This is a genomic window from Streptomyces sp. NPDC087215, from assembly GCF_044744885.1.
Lineage (GTDB): Bacteria > Actinomycetota > Actinomycetes > Streptomycetales > Streptomycetaceae > Streptomyces.
Window position 1 is genome coordinate 283,709 of sequence record NZ_JBIUZD010000005.1, and the last position, 17,687, is coordinate 301,395.

Below are 17,687 nucleotides of genomic sequence, written 5' to 3' on the forward strand. Positions count from 1 at the left end.
AGCGCCCCCCACCCCTGGTACGGCTTCCGACCATTCCAGCGCTTCCGGGAAGGAGACGCGCATCGGCCGCTCCGCCACCCGAACGAGTGAACAGCACTCCCGAGTTGGCGAACAACTTCCCCGGACGGCCGGTACGGGGCTCGGCGGAGCGTCGGTTGGATCTTCCGCGCGGGCTTTGGCAGGATGCCCGCCCGCAGTCCGGCGCAGAGGTCCCTTCCCTGCTCGGGAAGGGCTCCGGGGGCTTGGTACAGGCCATTTCCGGTCATTTGCAGGTCCGGTGAAGGAGCGTGCCGGAGCGGGCACACTGGACGACATGCGCAGTGATGTCGCCACCCTTCCCGGCAGCCCCGAACGCCCCAACGAGGACTGGGTGGCCGCCGCCCTGCCCGCCTCCGGCCGTGGGGGAACCGTCGTCCTGCTCGACGGCGTCACACCACCCGCGGGTGATGACGGTTGTGTGCACACCGTGCCGTGGTTCACGGCCCGCCTCGGCGGCGCTTTGACCGAACTGTCCGCTTCCCGGCCTGACGTGCCCCTGTCCGAGATCCTGTCCTCGGCCATCCGGCGCACGGCGGACGCCCACCGGGACACCTGTGACCTTTCTCACGTGCGTACGCCTCAGGCGACCGTGGTGCTGGTGCGATGGGACGACGTCTCGGTCGAGCACCTCGTCCTCTCCGACTCCGTCCTCCTCCTGGAGGGTCCGGACGGGGCGGTACGGGCGGTGCTCGACGACCGGCTGGACCGGGTGCCGGACGAGGTCCTGCGGTCCCTGGAGGCGACGGACCGGCTGCGGAACCGGGAGGGCGGGTTCTTCACGGCGGCGGCCGATCCGGCGGTCGCGGCGCGGGCGGTGACGGGCTCGACGCCCCGCGCGCGGGTGCGGTCCCTGGCGGCGCTGACGGACGGCGCGAGCCGCTGGGTCGATCTGTTCGGCGCGGGCGACTGGACGAAGTGCGTGGGAGTGCTGAGGGAGGAGGGCCCGCTGGGGCTGCTCCGGCGGGTGCGGGCACTGGAGGAGGCGGACGCCGGGGCGGGCGGGGTCCGCCGCTGGAAGCGGCACGACGACGCCACGGCGGCGCTGGTGGAGTTCCCGGGCTGACGAAGGCGCGCGGGGCGGGGCGACCGGGGGCCGTGGGGAGCGGAGGGCCGGGTGGCCGGGTGGCCGGGTGGCCGAACCCCGGCGGCCCGGGGCCGTGGGGCGCGGAGGGCCGGGTGGCCCGGCCCCTGCGGCCGGGGGTTCGCGCGCCCGCGCGGCCGTCCGCGCGCCTGCCGGGGCTGGGCGGATACGACTCCGGCATCGTCCTGCCCGGCCGCCGTCCGCCGCATCGCCGCCCCCGGCCGCCGCCCCGTCCTCCGTCCCCGGCCGCTGCTCCGTCCTCCGCCCCTCTTCGCCGTCCGTATCCGCCGTCCGCGCGCCCGCCGGGGGTTCATCGCCTCGCGGGGCCGGTCACGCGGCGGGCCGGGGAGACGCGCCCCCGTCGGCCCCGCCGCGCGCCCGGCGGCGCCTCACCCCTCCGAGCGGATGTTGAAGTGGTTGAGGAGGCGGGCCAGTTCGGCGACCTCGGCGCGGTCCCAGTCGGCGAGCTTGCGGACGTACCGCTCGCGCCGGGCGTCCCGTACGTGCCGGAAGCGGGCGCGGCCCTCCTCCGTCAGCCGGACGAGCGAGGCGCGCCCGTCGGCGGGGTCGGGGTCGCGGGCGACGAGCCCGAGGTCCTCCAGGGCCCGCAACTGGCGGCTCATGGTCGCCTTCCCCACCCCGAAGTACCCGGCGAGTTCGGTGGCCCGCTGGGGCCCGGCGTCGTCGAGCCGTACGAAGAGGCCGTAGGCGGCGGGCTCCAGCTCGGGGTGCACCTCGCGGGCCATCTCGCCGGACTGGGCGCGGGCGCGCCGCAGGAACACGGCCAGTTCGCGTTCGAGCGCCAGGAACTCGCGGTCGACCGTGGCGGGCGGGGACACCCGGCCCCCGCTTCCCGTACCGCTTCTGTGCACGACAGCACCTCCCACACGTTCTCCGGTGCCCGGCCGGTGGCTTTCGGGCCGCTGAAAGTTTCTTCCGGCCGAGGCCGTCGCCGCAGCTCCCCCAGTATTTCGCAGGAGTAGACCAACGGCGGAATCCTGGACCTCTTCCGTCGGCCGGGTCCACGTGCGTAGCGTCGTACCCCTCTCCGGAATGACATGTCCACACCAGGATACGGTCATCCCCCTCCCCCACCGAGACGTTCGGAGGCACGCCATGCGTGCGCACGGATCCGGAACGACCGCCCTCGCCGGAGCCGCACTCGCGGCACTGGCCCTCCTCCTCCCCCTCGCCGGGCCCGCCGGCGCCGCCCAGGACCCGGGCGCGCGGGCCGTGCCCCCGCGCGGATCCGCCAGCATGGGCATGGGCGTCCTCGCCCACGACGGACGCGGCTCCACCCCCGGCGGGAGCTCCGCCCAGGCCGTCCAGACCGAGGGCGTGGACGTCTCCAGCCACAACGGCGACGTGGCCTGGCCCACCCTCTGGAACAGCGGCGTCAAGTGGGCCTACGTCAAGGCCACCGAGGGCACCTACTACAAGAACACCTCCTTCACGCAGCAGTACAACGGCTCGTACGACATCGGGATGATCCGGGGCGCGTACCACTTCGCCACCCCGGACACGACGACCGGCGCCGCCCAGGCTGACTACTTCGCCGACAACGGCGGCGGCTGGTCGAGGGACGGCCGGACCCTGCCGGGCGTGCTCGACATCGAGTGGAACCCGTACGGCGCCACCTGCTACGGCAAGTCCCAGGCCGGAATGGTCGCCTGGATCCGTGAGTTCACCGACCGGTACCGGTACCGGACCGGCCGGGACGCCGTCATCTACACCGCGACCAGCTGGTGGACCCAGTGCACCGGCAACTCCTCCGCCTTCGCCGCCACCAACCCGCTGTGGATCGCCCGGTACGCCGCCGCGGTCGGCGAACTCCCGGCCGGATGGGCCTACTACACGATGTGGCAGTACACCTCCACCGGCCCCACGGTCGGCGACCACAACCGCTTCAACGGGGACTACTCGCGGGTGCGGGCGCTCGCCAACGGCTGACGCCCGCGCCGGTGGCGGCCCCCGGGGGCGGCGGCGCCCGGGGGCGGCGGCGCCCGGGGGCCGTCACGGCTTTTTCCGCCCGACCTCTTGCTCATTGGTATGGACCAATGCGACGCTCTATCGCGGTAGCCCGGAATTCAACTTCCGTGCACTCAGCGCGCGTTGCTCGTACCTTCCTCCCCCACGAGAGAGAGCCCCCGCATGTTGCCCTACCGCCGTGCCGCCACCGGCGTCGCCGCCCTGTCCGCCGCCACCGCACTCGTCGGCCTGACCCCCACCACGGCCGCCGCACACGGAGCGGTCTTCAACCCGGTCAGCCGAGTGGCCGCCTGTTACGCCGAAGGTCCCGAGACCCCCAAGTCCCAGGTCTGCAAGGACCTCGTCGCCGACTCCGGCACCCAGCCGCTCTACGACTGGAACGAGGTCAACATCGCCAACGCCGCAGGTCAGCACCAGGCGCTGATCCCGGACGGCAAGCTCTGCTCGGCGAACCGCGCCAAGTACCGCGCCCTGGACTGGGCGCGCACCGACTGGCCCGCCACGGCGGTCGCCACGGGCGCCTTCAACTTCAAGGTCCGCGTCACGGCCGCCCACTCGGGCACCATGACCGTCTACATCACCAAGCCCGGCTTCGACCCCACGCAGCCCCTGAAGTGGTCGGACCTCGACGCCACCCCCGTCGCCGTCCACAACACCGCCCGCACCGCCACGGACGGCTTCTACAACTTCACCGGCAACCTCCCCGCCCGGACCGGCCGCCACATCGTCTACAAGGTGTGGCAGCGCAACGACAGCCCCGAGGCCTTCTACAGCTGCTCCGACGTCACCTTCGGCGGCGCGGCGGCCACGCAGGCGAAGGCCCAGGCCCCGACCGAGGCGAAGATCGCGGCGGGCGTCGCCCTGTCCACCGTGAGCCACGCGGGCCACGGCGGCGACGAGCAGGCCCCGGCGCTCTCCGCCGAGACCACGGGCACGTCGTCCTCGCCGCTCGTGCCCGCCCTCGCGGGAGCGGGTGCCCTCGCCACCTTCGCGGCGGGCAGCCTGCTCCTGAGCCGCCGCCGGAACTCCTCGGCCTCCTGAGGACCCGCCGGGCCCTGAGACCCTCCGGACCGCCGAAGGCCTTCGGCTCCCGAAGGCCCTCCTGATCCGGGACCGCTCCGGGCCCCTCGGGGCCTCCCGGTCCCGGGGGTTCCCACGGCCCCCGGGGCCCGGTCCCTCCGCCCGCCTCCCGATGACGATCAGGAGGCGGGCGCCCCGACCGGGAAGAGGGCGGTGAGGCGGGGCAACGCCACCCCTTCCGGGCGGGACCCCCGCGAACCGCCGCCCTCTTCCCCTCACTCACCCGGCTCACTCACCCGGCCACCGGGGAACTCCGGCTCCCACGACCGCCCGCGAGCCCTCCGTCGGCCGCGAGCTCCCGGCCCTCCGGGAACTCCCCGTCGGCCGAGAACTCCCGGTCCTCCGGGAAGTCCCGGTCGCCCAGGGACCCGCGCTCCTCCGGAAGCTCCCACTCCTCCCGCTCCCCCCACTCCCCCGCCGCCACCGCGGCCTCCTCCGCCGCCTCGACGGCGTCGAGGAACTCCTCCCCGTCGTCGTCCTCCTGGCCGGTCAGCTCGTCGAACGCGTCCTGCGCCGCGTAGTCCAGCTCCTCCCACTCCGGCCACTCGTCGTCGTGCCAGAGGTCACGGGGACGGCCCGCCAGCGCCCGTATCCCCGGCAGACCGGCCAGCGCGTCCGGATCGGCGAGCACCGCCCCGTACACCTCGCGCCCCTGCGCCACCAGCCAGAGCGTGAAGTAGTGGAAGCCGTCGTCGGTGCAGGCCCCGCCCTCCACCCGGTCCGCGGCCCTCCACAGCTCCTCCCGATGGGCCACCGCGCACGCCCGCTCGAGGCGCGCCTGGAACACCGCGCTCTCGGCGGCCGGCCGCCGCAGCAGCCGCCCGGTCAGCCACTCCAGCCGCTCGTCCCGGTCACCGGGCCGTCGGCTCAACTCGTCGATGAGAGCCCAGAAGGCGTCTTCGTCCATGCGTACGAGCATCGCAGCCGCCACTGACAGCGGAGCACGACGAAGCGGGGTGTTCCGTACGGAACACCCCGCTCGCCACCCACCGTTCACCACCGGCCGGTCCGTAACCGCCCACCGCCCGCCCGTCCGGACCGGCCGTACGGTCACCTCCCGCGTACGACCGCCCCGGCCGTACGGTCGTCACTCCCGTACGGTCATGGCTTCCGTACGAGAAGCCATGACCGTCCCTCGCGGTCAGGCCGCCACGCCCACCGGGACCGATGCCGGGGCCAGGGCGATCTCCAGGACCTGCCGGACGTCCGTCACCGGGTGGACCTGCAGCTTCTCCAGGATCTCGGCCGGGACGTCGTCCAGATCGGCCTCGTTCCGCTTGGGGATCACGACCGTCGTGATGCCCGCCCGGTGCGCCGCGAGCAGCTTCTGCTTCACCCCGCCGATCGGCAGGACCCGGCCGGTGAGGGAGACCTCGCCGGTCATGGCCACGTCCGTACGGACCAGCCGCCCGCTCAGGAGCGAGGCGAGGGCCGTCGTCATGGTGACGCCCGCGCTCGGGCCGTCCTTCGGCACCGCGCCCGCCGGGAAGTGGATGTGCACGCCCCGGTCCTTCAGACCGGTGACGGGCAGCTCCAGCTCCGCGCCGTGCGAGCGGAGGAAGGAGAGCGCGATCCGCGCCGACTCCTTCATCACGTCGCCCAGCTGGCCCGTGAGGGTCAGCCCGGCGCCGCCGGTCTCCGGATCGGCGAGGGACGCCTCGACGAAGAGGACGTCGCCGCCCGCGCCGGTCACCGCGAGCCCGGTGGCCACGCCCGGCACGGCGGTCCTGCGCTCCGCCGGGTCCTGCGCCGACTCGGGCACGTGGTGCGGTCGCCCGATGAGGTCCCTCAGATCGTCCGGGCCGACCGTGAACGGCAGCTCGCGGTCGCCCAGTTCGTGCTGGGCCGCGATCTTGCGGAGCAGCCGGGAGATCGCCCGCTCCAGGGTGCGGACCCCGGCCTCACGGGTGTACTCGCCCGCCAGCCTCCGCAGGCTCGCCTCCTCCAGGACGACCTCGCCGGGCGCCAGACCCGCGCGCTCCAGCTGCCGGGGCAGCAGGTGGTCACGGGCGATGACGACCTTCTCGTCCTCCGTGTAGCCGTCGAGCCTGACCAGTTCCATCCGGTCGAGGAGGGCCTCGGGGATGGCGTCGAGGACGTTGGCGGTCGCCAGGAAGACGACGTCGGAGAGGTCCAGCTCGACCTCCAGGTAGTGGTCACGGAACGTGTGGTTCTGCGCCGGGTCGAGGACTTCGAGGAGGGCCGCCGCCGGGTCGCCCCGGAAGTCGGAGCCGACCTTGTCGATCTCGTCGAGCAGGACCACCGGGTTCATGGACCCGGCCTCCTTGATCGCCCGGACGATGCGGCCGGGCAGCGCGCCGACGTAGGTGCGCCGGTGGCCCCGGATCTCGGCCTCGTCCCGCACGCCGCCGAGGGCGACGCGGACGAACTCGCGGCCCATCGCGTGGGCGACGGACTCGCCGAGGGAGGTCTTGCCGACGCCGGGCGGGCCGACGAGGGCGAGGACGGCCCCGCCGCGCCGCCCGCCGACGACGCCGAGACCCCGCTCGGCGCGGCGCTTGCGGACGGCCAGGTACTCGGTGATGCGCTCCTTCACGTCGTCCAGACCCGCGTGCTCGGCGTCCAGGACGGCACGGGCGCCCCGGATGTCGTACCGGTCCTCGGTCCGCTCGTTCCACGGCAGTTCGAGGACGGTGTCCAGCCAGGTGCGGATCCAGGAGCCCTCGGGGGACTGGTCGCTGGACCGCTCCAGCTTCTCGACCTCCTTGAGGGCGGCCTCCCGGACCTTCTCGGGCAGGTCGGCGGCCTCCACCCGGGCCCGGTAGTCGTCGGACTCGTCGCCCTCGGCCTCGCCGTTGAGGTCCCGGAGTTCCTTGCGTACGGCTTCGAGCTGGCGGCGGAGCAGGAACTCCCGCTGCTGCTTGTCCACACCCTCCTGGACGTCCTTGGCGATGGTCTCGGCGACGTCCTGCTCGGCGAGGTGCTCGCGGAGCTGGGCCGTGGCGAGCTTCAGCCGGGCGACCGGGTCGGCGGTCTCCAGGAGGGCGACCTTCTGTTCGACGCTGAGGAAGGGCGAGTACCCGGAGTTGTCGGCGAGGGCGCCGACGCCCTCGATCTGCTGGACGCGGTCCACCACCTGCCAGGCACCGCGCTTCTTGAGCCAGCTGGTGGCCAGCGCCTTGTACTCCTTGATCAGGTCGGTGACCTGGCCGGGGAGCGGTTCGGGCAGGGTCTCCTCGACGGTGGCGCCCTCGACCCAGAGCGCGGCGCCGGGGCCGGTGGTGCCCGCGCCGATGCGGACGCGGCCGATGGCCCGGATCAGGGCGCCGGGGTCGCCGTCGGACAGCCGTCCGACCTGCTCGACGGTGCCGAGGACACCGGTCCCCGCGTAGGTCCCGTCGACGCGGGGCACGAGCAGCACCCTGGGCTTGCCCGCACCCGGCCGCGCGGCGGCCTGGGCGGCCTCGACGGCGGCGCGCACATCGGCGTCGGACAGGTCGAGCGGTACCACCATTCCGGGCAGCACGACCTCGTCGTCGAGCGGCAGCACCGGCAGAGTGAGTGCCACAGACGGCTTGGACTCAGAAGCCATGATCTCCCCTTCGGCAGTCAAGTTGAGCTATGTGCACTCAATGCATGTGAGCCGGGGAATGTTCCCGCCCGCCCGTTCGCTCTGAGCGATCACTTCCGCCCCGCCCTTCGACGCGGATCTCCTCGTTCTGCGGTTTCCCTCTTCGTCCGGCTCGTCCGGCTCGTCCGGCTCGTTCGTTCTGCGGAGCGGCCTTTGGGCGCGGGTCCGAGGTCAGCAGGCCGGCAGGTCGGCGCTGCGGCTCCGCGCCGAACACGGACCGGACAGCCGGTCGGCCGGGGTGGCCGGTGACGATCGGGGGCGAGGGCCGACGGGCAGCCGCCTGATCGTTCCTGGCGGCCACGAGCGTGACGGGATCCCGGCATGACGGATTGGCAGCGACTCAGGCACGCCTACGGATGCGCCGAAGACATACCCGCCCTGCTGGCGCGCATCGCGCCCGAGCCCGATTCAGGGCTCTGGAACGACCTGTGGTCCGCGCTCTGCCATCAAGGCAGCGTCTACTCGGCCAGCTTCGCGGCACTGCCCTGGCTGGCCGACATGGCCGAGAACGAGGACCGAGGACAAGCCGTGAACGCCCTGGGCCTGGCGGGGGCCATCATGGCGGGCGCCGGGCAACCGCGCGGAGCGGGCGATGTCCGCACACAGCACTCGGCGGAGATCGCCACCCTGCTGGCATCGGTGAACCGGCACCTCAGGACCGCGACCGACCGCACCGAGTACATCGACCTGCTGGAATCCATGCTCGGCTTCGAGGGCGTCGCGGGATGGAGCGAGACCCTGGCCCGGGGACTCGGGAACGAGGAATACGAGATCTCCTGCCCCGGCTGCGAGACCGACCTGTTCGTCGTCCTGGGTGAACTCGGGTTCTTCTGCACCAGCGAGGACTACGCCCTGTCGGACGGCATCATCGAAACCCGCCCGCTCCGCGCGACGGTCCCCGCGGACCTCGAAGGCATCGGCGCGCGTCTCCACCGCATCGCACTCACCGACGGCCGACACGAAGTCGCCCACGTGCTGACCTACGTCTTCGGGAACGCGACCTGCCCGGACTGCGAAACCGACTTCTCCGTCGCCGACCGGGTCAGCGCCGGATAGGGAAGAACCCAGCGGTCCGCGCCGGGCTCGGCCGCTCCGGCTCCCGCGCCCGGCTCGGCCGCTCCCGCTCCCGCTCCCACTCCCACAACGCGACACGCCACCGCCCCCGCACCCCCCGGTACCACCCTTGGTCACGATGCGACCAAGAAATCCACCGGACGCCGACAGCGGGCACCACCTGCGGCTGTAATCCCTCCATGGATATCGCAGCCATTACATCTGCCTGGGTCGCGGGCTGGACCGTCTCCCGGGGCACCCCCGCGGCCGTCGCCGAGCCCTGGGGCCACCGGATCGACGTGGGCCTGCCCCGGCACGTCGTACGGCACGTGCTGCCCGCCCCCGACGCGGCCGTCGTCGGCTCGCTCTGCGCCCGGCTCACCACCCCGTACAGCTGGCTCAAGATCATGGCGGAGCCGGAGGAGGCGGCCGGGTGGATCGGCGAGGGGTGGACCGTCCCCGACGACCCCGGTTTCATGATGGTCAAGCCCCTCGACCCCGGCGCCCGGCCCGCGCCGCCCGAGGGGTACGCCAGGACCACCGAGGTCCGCAACGGTGTCGTCCGGGTCCGTGTCCTCGCCCCCGACGGCACCCTCGCCGCGCAGGGCCGGATCGCGCCGACCGGCCCGACCGCCGTCGCCGACCGGATCGAGACCGATCCGGCGCACCGGCGGCGGGGCCTCGGCTCCAACGTCATGCTCACCCTGGAGGCGGCGGCCGCCCAGGCGGGCGCCGGGACGGGGGTCCTCGCCGCGACGGTCGACGGCCTCGCCCTCTACGACTCCCTGGGCTGGCGCCACCGAGGACCCCTGACCGGGATCGTGCGCGACACCGTCTGAACCCCGCGTCCGCCGGACCGGCTCCGGACCGGCCTCGGACCGGCTCCGGTCCGGTCGCCGGGGCCCGTACGGGTGGCAACCCTCCGGTACGGCTGCGCCCGGCACCCGGGGGCGGGCATCCTCGGACCATGGTGCGAGGCGTACGGGGAAGACGACGCGGGACCCTGCTGCTGGCCGGAGTCCTGGCCTTCGGCGCGAGCGGCTGCGGGCCCGGGGACGTACCCGCGCCCGGCGGTCCGCCCTCGGTGACGAGCGGCCCCGCCCTGCCGGGCACCGCGACCGGCCCCGGCACCCCGGCGACCGAGCCCCGACCGGACGAGGTCCTCGTCGAAGTGGTCGTCAGCGGCGGCTTCGCGGGCATCCGCAACCGGCTCGTCGTGCGGTACGACGGGGCCTGGACCAGCGGTTCCGGCGGCGGGCCCGCCCGTACCGGCCGACAGACCCCCGTCGAGGCGGGGGCCCTGCGGGCCGCGCTGGAGGACCCGGCGTACGCGCAGGTCCCGGACCGGCCGACCGGCCGGCCGATCGCCGACGGGTTCCGGTACGAGCTGACCCACCGCGGCCGTCTGGTCGTCTCGGGCGACGGGGAGCGCCCGCCCGCGCTCCAGCGGGTCTTCGCCGCACTCCCGGAGGGCGGCCCACCGACCAGCCCATGACCGGCCGGCCCGAGAGAAGTCCGTGACCGGTCGGCCCGAGGAGTCCGACCGGTCGGCCCGGTGACCGGGTCGGACCGACCGTCGGCCCGACCGCATCGGTCAACCGGTCGACCCGGAGGCCCGCGCCCGGCCCGACCGGCCCGTCCACTCCTCTCTTCCCCCTTCCCCCCGTCCGTCCGACCCGTGCCGCACCGCTCCGGACCCGGCCGAGCCCGTGACGAGAAGGCGAGAGGTCGCCACTCTTCTCGGGTTCACACATCGCGGGACCGGGGTACGCGCGGCCGGGAGAGCCCGCATCCATGACTCTTCCCAGGTTCATGAACCGCCGGACCGGGTACGCGCGCGGTGGGCCGGGCATCCGGCCGTCGCACCCGCCGGAAGGACCCCGGCGCGGCGACGGGCGGGGTGCTCGTGGCCGGAACCGGTCCCCCCGTACGGGTACGGGGGCGCACCACGGGACCGGCCGGAACCCGCCCCCGTACCCGTAAAGCGTTTGTCCCGTCGCCCGTCGCCCGCCGAGGATGGACGCGAGCGGATCCCCGAGCCGAGAAGCAGAGAGAACGCCCGTGCACCCACCCCAGACCCTCGACCGCCGCGAAGGACCGTACGGAGAGGTCGTGCTGCGCCGCCGCGAGGAGCACTTCGAGATCATCGCCAACGGGACCTTCCTCATGGACACCTCCGACGGGCGCTCCGAGCGGCTCCTGGTCGACGCGGCGCGGGACGCGCTGCCGGAGCCGGCCAGGCCCGGGGCCTCGGTGCTCGTCGGCGGGCTCGGGGTCGGCTTCTCGCTCGCGCACGCCGCCGCCGACCCCCACTGGGGGCGGATCACGGTGGTCGAGCGGGAGGAGGCGATCATCGACTGGCACCGGCAGGGCCCGCTCGCCTCGATCTCCGGAGCCGCGCTCGCCGATCCCCGGACCGTGATCCTGCACACCGACCTGGTGGAGTACCTCCACACCTCCCCCGACACCTACGACGTCCTGTGCCTCGACATCGACAACGGGCCCGACTGGACCGTCACCGAGGACAACGAATCCCTGTACGGGGTCGACGGGTTGACGGCCTGCGCGGCCCGGCTGAAACCAGGCGGTGTGCTCGCCGTGTGGTCGGCCCGGCCCTCCGCCGATTTCGAAGAGTCCTTGCGGAATGCCGGATTCAGCGGGGTACGGACGGAAGAGGTGCCCGTTGCCCGAGGCGTCCCCGACGCGGTCCATCTCGCGGTCCGTCCCGGGAGACTCGCCGGATAGCCGGGACACCGCCGGTACCTCTAGGCTGCTGCACCGACATCGGCGACGCGAGGCGGGGCAATGGACCAGACACACACCACTCACCACGGTGCGGCGGCCACTCCCGGGGCCCAGCGGCGCGTCCTGGTGGTCGAGGACGACGCCACGATCGTGGAGGCGATCTCCGCCCGGCTGCGCGCGGAGGGCTTCCTCGTGCAGACCGCGACCGACGGACCCGCCGCCGTGGAGGCGGCCGAGGCGTGGCAGCCGGACCTGATGGTCCTCGACGTCATGCTGCCCGGTTTCGACGGTCTGGAGGTGTGCCGCCGGGTCCAGGCCCAGCGGCCCGTACCGGTCCTCATGGTGACCGCCCGTGACGACGAGACGGACATGCTGGTCGGTCTCGGCGTGGGCGCGGACGACTACATGACCAAGCCGTTCTCGATGCGCGAGCTGGCCGCCCGGGTGCACGTCCTGCTGCGCCGGGTGGAGCGGGCGACGCTCGCCGCGACCGCCCCGCGCAGCGGCACCCTGCGCCTGGGCGAACTGGAGATCGACCACGCGCAGCGCCGGGTGCGGGTGCGGGCCGAGGACGTGCACCTGACCCCCACCGAGTTCGACCTGCTGGTCTGTCTGGCGGGGACCCCGCGCGCGGTCCTCTCCCGCGAGCAGTTGCTCGCGGAGGTGTGGGACTGGGCGGACGCCTCGGGCACCCGGACCGTGGACAGCCACATCAAGGCGCTGCGCCGGAAGATCGGGGCCGAGCGGATCCGTACCGTCCACGGTGTCGGTTACGCGCTGGAGACCCCGGCGCCGTGAACCGGCGCGGGCCCGGGGGGTCGCGGGAGGCACGGGACGCCGACGGGCCGCGACGGCCGGCGCGGGAGTGCGGCGCGGGCGCGCGGCGGGCGGCGCGGGGCCCGGGTCCCGGAGCTGCCGGGACCGCGCCCGACGCCGGGGCGCGCAGACCGCGGCGGATCGTGATCTCGATCAAGACGAAGCTGGGTGCGCTGGTCGTCGGGGCGGTGCTGCTGACCTCCGGTCTGGCCCTGGTGGCGATCCGTACGTCCACCGAGTTCCGGTACATCACGATCTTCGCGATGATCGCGACCCTGCTGATCACCCAGTTCGTGGCGCAGTCGCTGACGGCTCCGCTGGACGAGATGACCACGGTGGCCGGGACGATCTCGCGCGGGGACTTCTCCCGGCGGGTGCGGGGCGCGGACCGGCGGGACGAGCTGGGCGACCTGGCCTCGACGATCAACCGCATGGCGGACGACCTGGAGGCGGTGGACCGGCACCGCAAGGAGCTGGTCGCCAATGTGTCGCACGAGCTGCGGACCCCGATCGCCGCGTTGCGGGCGGTCCTGGAGAACGTCGTGGACGGGGTGTCGGAGGCGGACCCGGAGACGATGCGGTCGGCGCTGCGGCAGACCGAGCGGCTGGGACGGCTCGTGGAGACGCTGCTCGACCTGTCCCGGCTCGACAACGGTGTCGTCACGCTGAAGGTGCGCCGCTTCGAGGTCTGGCCGTATCTGTCGGGCGTGCTGCGGGAGGCGAACCTGGCCGCGTCGCAGCGGGGCCTGTCGTCCACCTCGGGTCTGCACCGGCGGACGGACGTGCATCTGCACCTGGACGTGTCGCCGCCCGAGCTGGTCGCGCACGCGGACGCGGAGCGGCTGCACCAGGTGATGGCGAACCTGATCGACAACGCGGTGAAGCACTCGCCGCCGCACGGCCGGGTCACGGTCCGGGCCCGGCGCGGTCCGTTCCCCGACTCGCTGGAGCTGGAGGTCGAGGACGAGGGGCCCGGCATCCCGGAGTCGGAGCGGCACACGGTCTTCGAGCGGTTCAACCGGGGTGCGGTGCCGCGCCGCCGGGGTCCGGGGAGCGACGGCGGCACGGGGCTCGGCCTGGCGATCGCCCGCTGGGCGGTGGATCTGCACGGCGGCGGGATCGGCGTGGCCGAATCGTCACGCGGGTGCCGGATCAGAGTCACCCTTCCGGGAAGCCTTCCGCCACGGGATTGACGTAGGGTTCGAACTGGAGCAGCACGTTCTGCGTGTACATGAGCAGGAGGTGTGCTCGGGGGCGACCGAAAGAGGGTCGCGCTCGGGCTTTTCCGTACCCTGACACAGCGGAACCACGCTTGTTTCCCGCCAATCACGGCTCCGAAACACCGCGTCAAGTGTGACTTGCGCGACGTTGGAGCGCCCGGCCTGCACCTCCAGGCCGGACAGGCGTAGCCTTTATTTCCGCTGTCCATCACCTTGTGAAGCGGAAGAGGGCGGTTGCCGCCGTGTCGTCTCAGTCCCCCAGTACCCCGAGCTCCCCGACCGCCCAAGACGGGCAGGGCCAGAACCCTGCGACCGCCTTCGGTGCCAATGAGTGGCTCGTCGACGAGATCTACCAGCAGTACCTCCAGGACCCGAATTCGGTCGATCGTGCCTGGTGGGACTTCTTCGCCGACTACAAGCCGGGCACGTCGGAGACCCCGACCGCCCCGGCCGCCACCACGCCGAGCGCCCCCGCCGCGCCGCAGACGGGCCCCGCACAGGCCGCGCCTGCCGCTCCGGCGGCCGTACCGGCTCCCGCGCCCGCCCCGGTCGCGGCCCCCGCCCCGGCTCCCGCGACGCCCGCCCCGGCTCCCGCGCCGGTCGCCGTGAAGCCCGCCGCCGCTCCGGCCGCCGCCAAGGCCGCCCCCGCGCAGCCGGCCGCCCAGGCTCCCGCGGGGCCTGAGCTGATCACGCTGCGCGGCCCCGCCGCCGCGGTCGCGAAGAACATGAACGCCTCCCTGGAGGTGCCGACGGCCACGTCCGTCCGCGCCGTCCCGGTGAAGCTGCTCTTCGACAACCGGATCGTGATCAACAACCACCTGAAGCGCGCCCGGGGCGGGAAGATCTCCTTCACGCACCTGATCGGCTACGCGATGGTGCAGGCGATCAAGGCCATGCCGTCGATGAACCACTCCTTCGCGGAGAAGGACGGCAAGCCGACCCTGGTCAAGCCGGAGCACGTGAACTTCGGTCTCGCGATCGACCTGGTGAAGCCCAACGGCGACCGCCAGCTCGTCGTCGCGGGCATCAAGAAGGCCGAGACGCTCAACTTCTTCGAGTTCTGGCAGGCGTACGAGGACATCGTGAAGCGGGCCCGCGTGGGCAAGCTGACGATGGACGACTTCACCGGCGTCACGGTCTCCCTGACCAACCCCGGCGGCCTCGGCACCGTCCACTCCGTGCCGCGTCTGATGCCCGGACAGTCGGTCATCATGGGCGTCGGCTCGATGGACTACCCGGCCGAGTTCCAGGGCACCTCCCAGGACACCCTGAACAAGCTGGGCATCGCGAAGGTCATGACCCTGACCTCGACGTACGACCACCGCGTGATCCAGGGCGCCGCCTCCGGCGAGTTCCTGCGCGTCGTCGCGAACCTCCTCCTCGGCGAGGAGGGCTTCTACGACGAGATCTTCAAGGCCCTGCGCATCCCCTACGAGCCGGTCCGCTGGCTCAAGGACATCGACGCCTCGCACGACGACGACGTCACCAAGGCCGCGCGGGTCTTCGAGCTGATCCACTCCTACCGGGTCCGCGGCCACGTCATGGCCGACACCGACCCGCTGGAGTACAAGCAGCGCAAGCACCCCGACCTGGACATCACCGAGCACGGCCTCACCCTGTGGGACCTGGAGCGCGAGTTCGCGGTCGGCGGTTTCGCCGGCAAGTCGATGATGAAGCTCCGCGAGATCCTCGGCGTGCTCCGTGACTCGTACTGCCGCACCACCGGCGTCGAGTTCATGCACATCCAGGACCCGAAGCAGCGCAAGTGGATCCAGGACCGCGTCGAGCGCCCGCACTCCCGCGTGGAGCGCGAGGAGCAGCTGCGCATCCTGCGCAGGCTGAACGCGGCGGAGGCCTTCGAGACCTTCCTGCAGACCAAGTACGTCGGTCAGAAGCGCTTCTCCCTGGAGGGCGGCGAGTCCGTCATCCCGCTGCTCGACGCGGTCATCGACTCGGCCGCCGAGTCGCGCCTCGACGAGGTCGTCATCGGCATGGCCCACCGCGGCAGGCTGAACGTCCTGGCGAACATCGTCGGCAAGTCGTACGCGCAGATCTTCCGCGAGTTCGAGGGCAACCTCGACCCGAAGTCGATGCACGGCTCCGGCGACGTCAAGTACCACCTGGGCGCCGAGGGCACCTTCACCGGCCTCGACGGCGAGCAGATCAAGGTCTCCCTCGCCGCGAACCCCTCGCACCTGGAGGCGGTCGACCCGGTCCTGGAAGGCATCGTCCGCGCCAAGCAGGACGTCATCAACAAGGGCGGCACGGACTTCACCGTCCTGCCCGTCGCCCTCCACGGCGACGCGGCCTTCGCGGGCCAGGGCGTCGTCGCCGAGACGCTGAACATGTCGCAGCTGCGGGGCTACCGCACCGGCGGCACGGTCCACATCGTCATCAACAACCAGGTCGGCTTCACCGCCGCCCCGGAGTCCTCGCGTTCCTCGATGTACGCGACCGACGTGGCCCGCATGATCGAGGCGCCGATCTTCCACGTGAACGGCGACGACCCGGAGGCCGTGGTCCGCGTCGCGCGGCTCGCCTTCGAGTTCCGCCAGACGTTCAACAAGGACGTCGTGATCGACCTCATCTGCTACCGCCGCCGCGGTCACAACGAGGGCGACAACCCCTCGTTCACCAACCCGCAGATGTACAACCTGATCGACAAGAAGCGTTCGGTGCGCAAGCTGTACACCGAGTCGCTCATCGGTCGCGGCGACATCACCCTGGAAGAGGCGGAGCAGTCGCTCCAGGACTTCCAGGGCCAGCTGGAGAAGGTGTTCGCGGAGGTCCGCGAGGCCACCGCCGCCCCGTCCCCGACGCACGTCCCGGACGCGCGCGCCGAGTTCCCGGTCGCCGTGACCACCGCGGTCTCCCAGGAGGTCGTGAAGCGGATCGCCGAGTCGCAGGTCAACATCCCGGAGCGGATCACGGTCCACCCGCGTCTGCTCCCGCAGATGCAGCGCCGTACCGCCTCCATCGACGACGGCACCATCGACTGGGGCTTCGGCGAGACCCTCGCCATCGGCTCCCTGCTGATGGAGGGCACCCCGGTCCGGCTCTCCGGCCAGGACACCCGCCGAGGCACCTTCGGCCAGCGCCACGCGGTCCTGGTGGACCAGGAGACCGGCGAGGACTTCACCCCGCTGCTCTACCTGGCCGAGGACCAGGCCCACTACAACGTCTACGACTCGCTGCTCAGCGAGTACGCGGCGATGGGCTTCGAGTACGGCTACTCGCTGGCCCGTCCGGACTCCCTGGTCGTCTGGGAGGCCCAGTTCGGTGACTTCGTCAACGGCGCGCAGACCGTCGTCGACGAGTTCATCTCCTCGGCCGAGCAGAAGTGGGGCCAGACCTCCGGCGTCACGCTGCTCCTGCCGCACGGCTACGAGGGCCAGGGCCCGGACCACTCGTCCGCCCGCCCGGAGCGCTTCCTCCAGATGTGCGCCCAGGACAACATGACGGTCGCCATGCCGACGCTGCCGTCGAACTACTTCCACCTGCTGCGCTGGCAGGTCCACAACCCGCACCACAAGCCGCTCATCGTCTTCACCCCGAAGTCGATGCTGCGTCTGAAGGCGGCGGCGTCCAAGGTGGAGGAGTTCACCACCGGCGGCTTCCGTCCGGTGATCGGCGACGGCACGGTCGACCCGGCCGACGTCCGCAAGGTCGTCTTCTGCGCCGGCAAGGTCTACTACGACCTGGAGGCCGAGCGCCAGAAGCGCGGCGACAAGGAGACCGCGATCATCCGGCTGGAGCGCCTGTACCCGCTGCCGGGTGCCGAGCTCCAGGCCGAGATCGCCAAGTACCCGAACGCGGCGAAGTACATCTGGGCCCAGGAGGAGCCGGCGAACCAGGGTGCCTGGCCGTTCATCGCGCTCAACCTGATCGACCACCTCGACCTGGCGGTCGGCGCGGACATCCCGGCGGGCGAGCGCCTGCGCCGGATCTCCCGTCCGCACTCCTCCTCCCCGGCGGTCGGCTCGGCCAAGCGCCACCAGACGGAGCAGGCCCAGCTGGTCAGCGAGGTCTTCGACGCCTGACCGGTCGTTCCCGTACGCGTCCGTGTACGGGA

13 protein-coding genes are annotated in these 17,687 nt (G+C 72.6%); 10 read left to right on the forward strand and 3 right to left on the reverse strand.

Going from position 1 to position 17,687, the window contains the following annotated elements; genetic code table 11:
• Window positions 1-313: 313 nt before the first annotated feature.
• Window positions 314-1,102: a hypothetical protein gene (locus tag ACIO92_RS16620; RefSeq protein ID WP_366440284.1), complete on the forward strand. Its 789-nt coding sequence runs from the start codon at window positions 314-316 to the stop codon at window positions 1,100-1,102.
• Between the two features lie 407 nt (window positions 1,103-1,509).
• Here ACIO92_RS16620 and ACIO92_RS16625 read toward each other — a convergent pair whose 3' ends face one another.
• A complete protein-coding gene (locus tag ACIO92_RS16625; RefSeq protein WP_366440283.1) occupies window positions 1,510-1,992 on the reverse strand; it encodes a MarR family transcriptional regulator in 483 nt (160 codons plus the stop codon).
• Window positions 1,993-2,236: 244 nt separating this feature from the next.
• On the opposite strand from ACIO92_RS16625, the gene ACIO92_RS16630 reads away from it, so the two are divergent.
• Both ACIO92_RS16630 and ACIO92_RS16635 read left to right on the forward strand, forming a co-directional pair.
• Complete coding sequence (locus tag ACIO92_RS16630) at window positions 2,237-3,070, forward strand: lysozyme (RefSeq protein ID WP_366440282.1); 834 nt, start codon at window positions 2,237-2,239, stop codon at window positions 3,068-3,070.
• A 201-nt stretch (window positions 3,071-3,271) separates the two neighbouring features.
• A complete protein-coding gene (locus ACIO92_RS16635; protein WP_366440281.1) occupies window positions 3,272-4,150 on the forward strand; it encodes a lytic polysaccharide monooxygenase in 879 nt (292 codons plus the stop codon).
• A 271-nt stretch (window positions 4,151-4,421) separates the two neighbouring features.
• On the opposite strand, the gene ACIO92_RS16640 is transcribed toward ACIO92_RS16635, so the two are convergent.
• Both ACIO92_RS16640 and lon read right to left on the reverse strand, forming a co-directional pair.
• Complete coding sequence (locus ACIO92_RS16640) at window positions 4,422-5,096, reverse strand: DUF4240 domain-containing protein (protein WP_402057689.1); 675 nt, start codon at window positions 5,094-5,096, stop codon at window positions 4,422-4,424.
• A gap of 234 nt (window positions 5,097-5,330) precedes the next feature.
• Window positions 5,331-7,742, reverse strand: a complete 2,412-nt coding sequence (gene lon, locus ACIO92_RS16645) for an endopeptidase La (RefSeq protein WP_366440279.1) — start codon at window positions 7,740-7,742, stop codon at window positions 5,331-5,333.
• 360 nt (window positions 7,743-8,102) lie between these two features.
• Here lon and ACIO92_RS16650 point away from each other — a divergent pair, with 360 nt between their 5' ends.
• From ACIO92_RS16650 to ACIO92_RS16680, 7 genes are all read left to right on the forward strand, one after another.
• On the forward strand, window positions 8,103-8,837 hold the full coding sequence (locus ACIO92_RS16650; RefSeq protein WP_402281681.1) for a hypothetical protein: 735 nt from the start codon (window positions 8,103-8,105) through the stop codon (window positions 8,835-8,837).
• Window positions 8,838-9,034: 197 nt separating this feature from the next.
• Window positions 9,035-9,673, forward strand: coding sequence for a GNAT family N-acetyltransferase (locus ACIO92_RS16655; protein ID WP_366440277.1), 639 nt, complete (start codon window positions 9,035-9,037; stop codon window positions 9,671-9,673).
• Between the two features lie 128 nt (window positions 9,674-9,801).
• Window positions 9,802-10,329 (forward strand): hypothetical protein, encoded by a 528-nt coding sequence (locus ACIO92_RS16660; protein WP_366440276.1) that lies wholly within the window; start codon window positions 9,802-9,804, stop codon window positions 10,327-10,329.
• 521 nt (window positions 10,330-10,850) lie between these two features.
• Window positions 10,851-11,579, forward strand: a complete 729-nt coding sequence (locus ACIO92_RS16665) for a spermidine synthase (RefSeq protein WP_401236918.1) — start codon at window positions 10,851-10,853, stop codon at window positions 11,577-11,579.
• A gap of 60 nt (window positions 11,580-11,639) precedes the next feature.
• Window positions 11,640-12,377, forward strand: a complete 738-nt coding sequence (locus ACIO92_RS16670) for a response regulator transcription factor (protein ID WP_351781859.1) — start codon at window positions 11,640-11,642, stop codon at window positions 12,375-12,377.
• A 158-nt stretch (window positions 12,378-12,535) separates the two neighbouring features.
• Window positions 12,536-13,588, forward strand: coding sequence for a HAMP domain-containing sensor histidine kinase (locus ACIO92_RS16675; protein WP_366440323.1), 1,053 nt, complete (start codon window positions 12,536-12,538; stop codon window positions 13,586-13,588).
• Between the two features lie 269 nt (window positions 13,589-13,857).
• Window positions 13,858-17,655, forward strand: a complete 3,798-nt coding sequence (locus ACIO92_RS16680) for a multifunctional oxoglutarate decarboxylase/oxoglutarate dehydrogenase thiamine pyrophosphate-binding subunit/dihydrolipoyllysine-residue succinyltransferase subunit (RefSeq protein WP_366440274.1) — start codon at window positions 13,858-13,860, stop codon at window positions 17,653-17,655.
• Window positions 17,656-17,687 lie beyond the last annotated feature (32 nt).

Bases quoted from the DNA above. Each gene is read 5' to 3' on its own strand.
- ACIO92_RS16620 (WP_366440284.1), top strand. From the start codon at position 314: ATGCGCAGTGATGTCGCCACCCTTCCCGGCAGCCCCGAACGCCCCAAC.
- ACIO92_RS16630 (WP_366440282.1), top strand. From the start codon at position 2,237: ATGCGTGCGCACGGATCCGGAACGACCGCCCTCGCCGGAGCCGCACTC.
- ACIO92_RS16635 (WP_366440281.1), top strand. From the start codon at position 3,272: ATGTTGCCCTACCGCCGTGCCGCCACCGGCGTCGCCGCCCTGTCCGCC.
- ACIO92_RS16640 (WP_402057689.1), bottom strand. From the start codon at position 5,096: ATGGACGAAGACGCCTTCTGGGCTCTCATCGACGAGTTGAGCCGACGG.
- lon (WP_366440279.1), bottom strand. From the start codon at position 7,742: ATGGCTTCTGAGTCCAAGCCGTCTGTGGCACTCACTCTGCCGGTGCTG.
- ACIO92_RS16650 (WP_402281681.1), top strand. From the start codon at position 8,103: ATGACGGATTGGCAGCGACTCAGGCACGCCTACGGATGCGCCGAAGAC.
- ACIO92_RS16655 (WP_366440277.1), top strand. From the start codon at position 9,035: ATGGATATCGCAGCCATTACATCTGCCTGGGTCGCGGGCTGGACCGTC.
- ACIO92_RS16660 (WP_366440276.1), top strand. From the start codon at position 9,802: ATGGTGCGAGGCGTACGGGGAAGACGACGCGGGACCCTGCTGCTGGCC.
- ACIO92_RS16665 (WP_401236918.1), top strand. From the start codon at position 10,851: ATGGACGCGAGCGGATCCCCGAGCCGAGAAGCAGAGAGAACGCCCGTG.
- ACIO92_RS16670 (WP_351781859.1), top strand. From the start codon at position 11,640: ATGGACCAGACACACACCACTCACCACGGTGCGGCGGCCACTCCCGGG.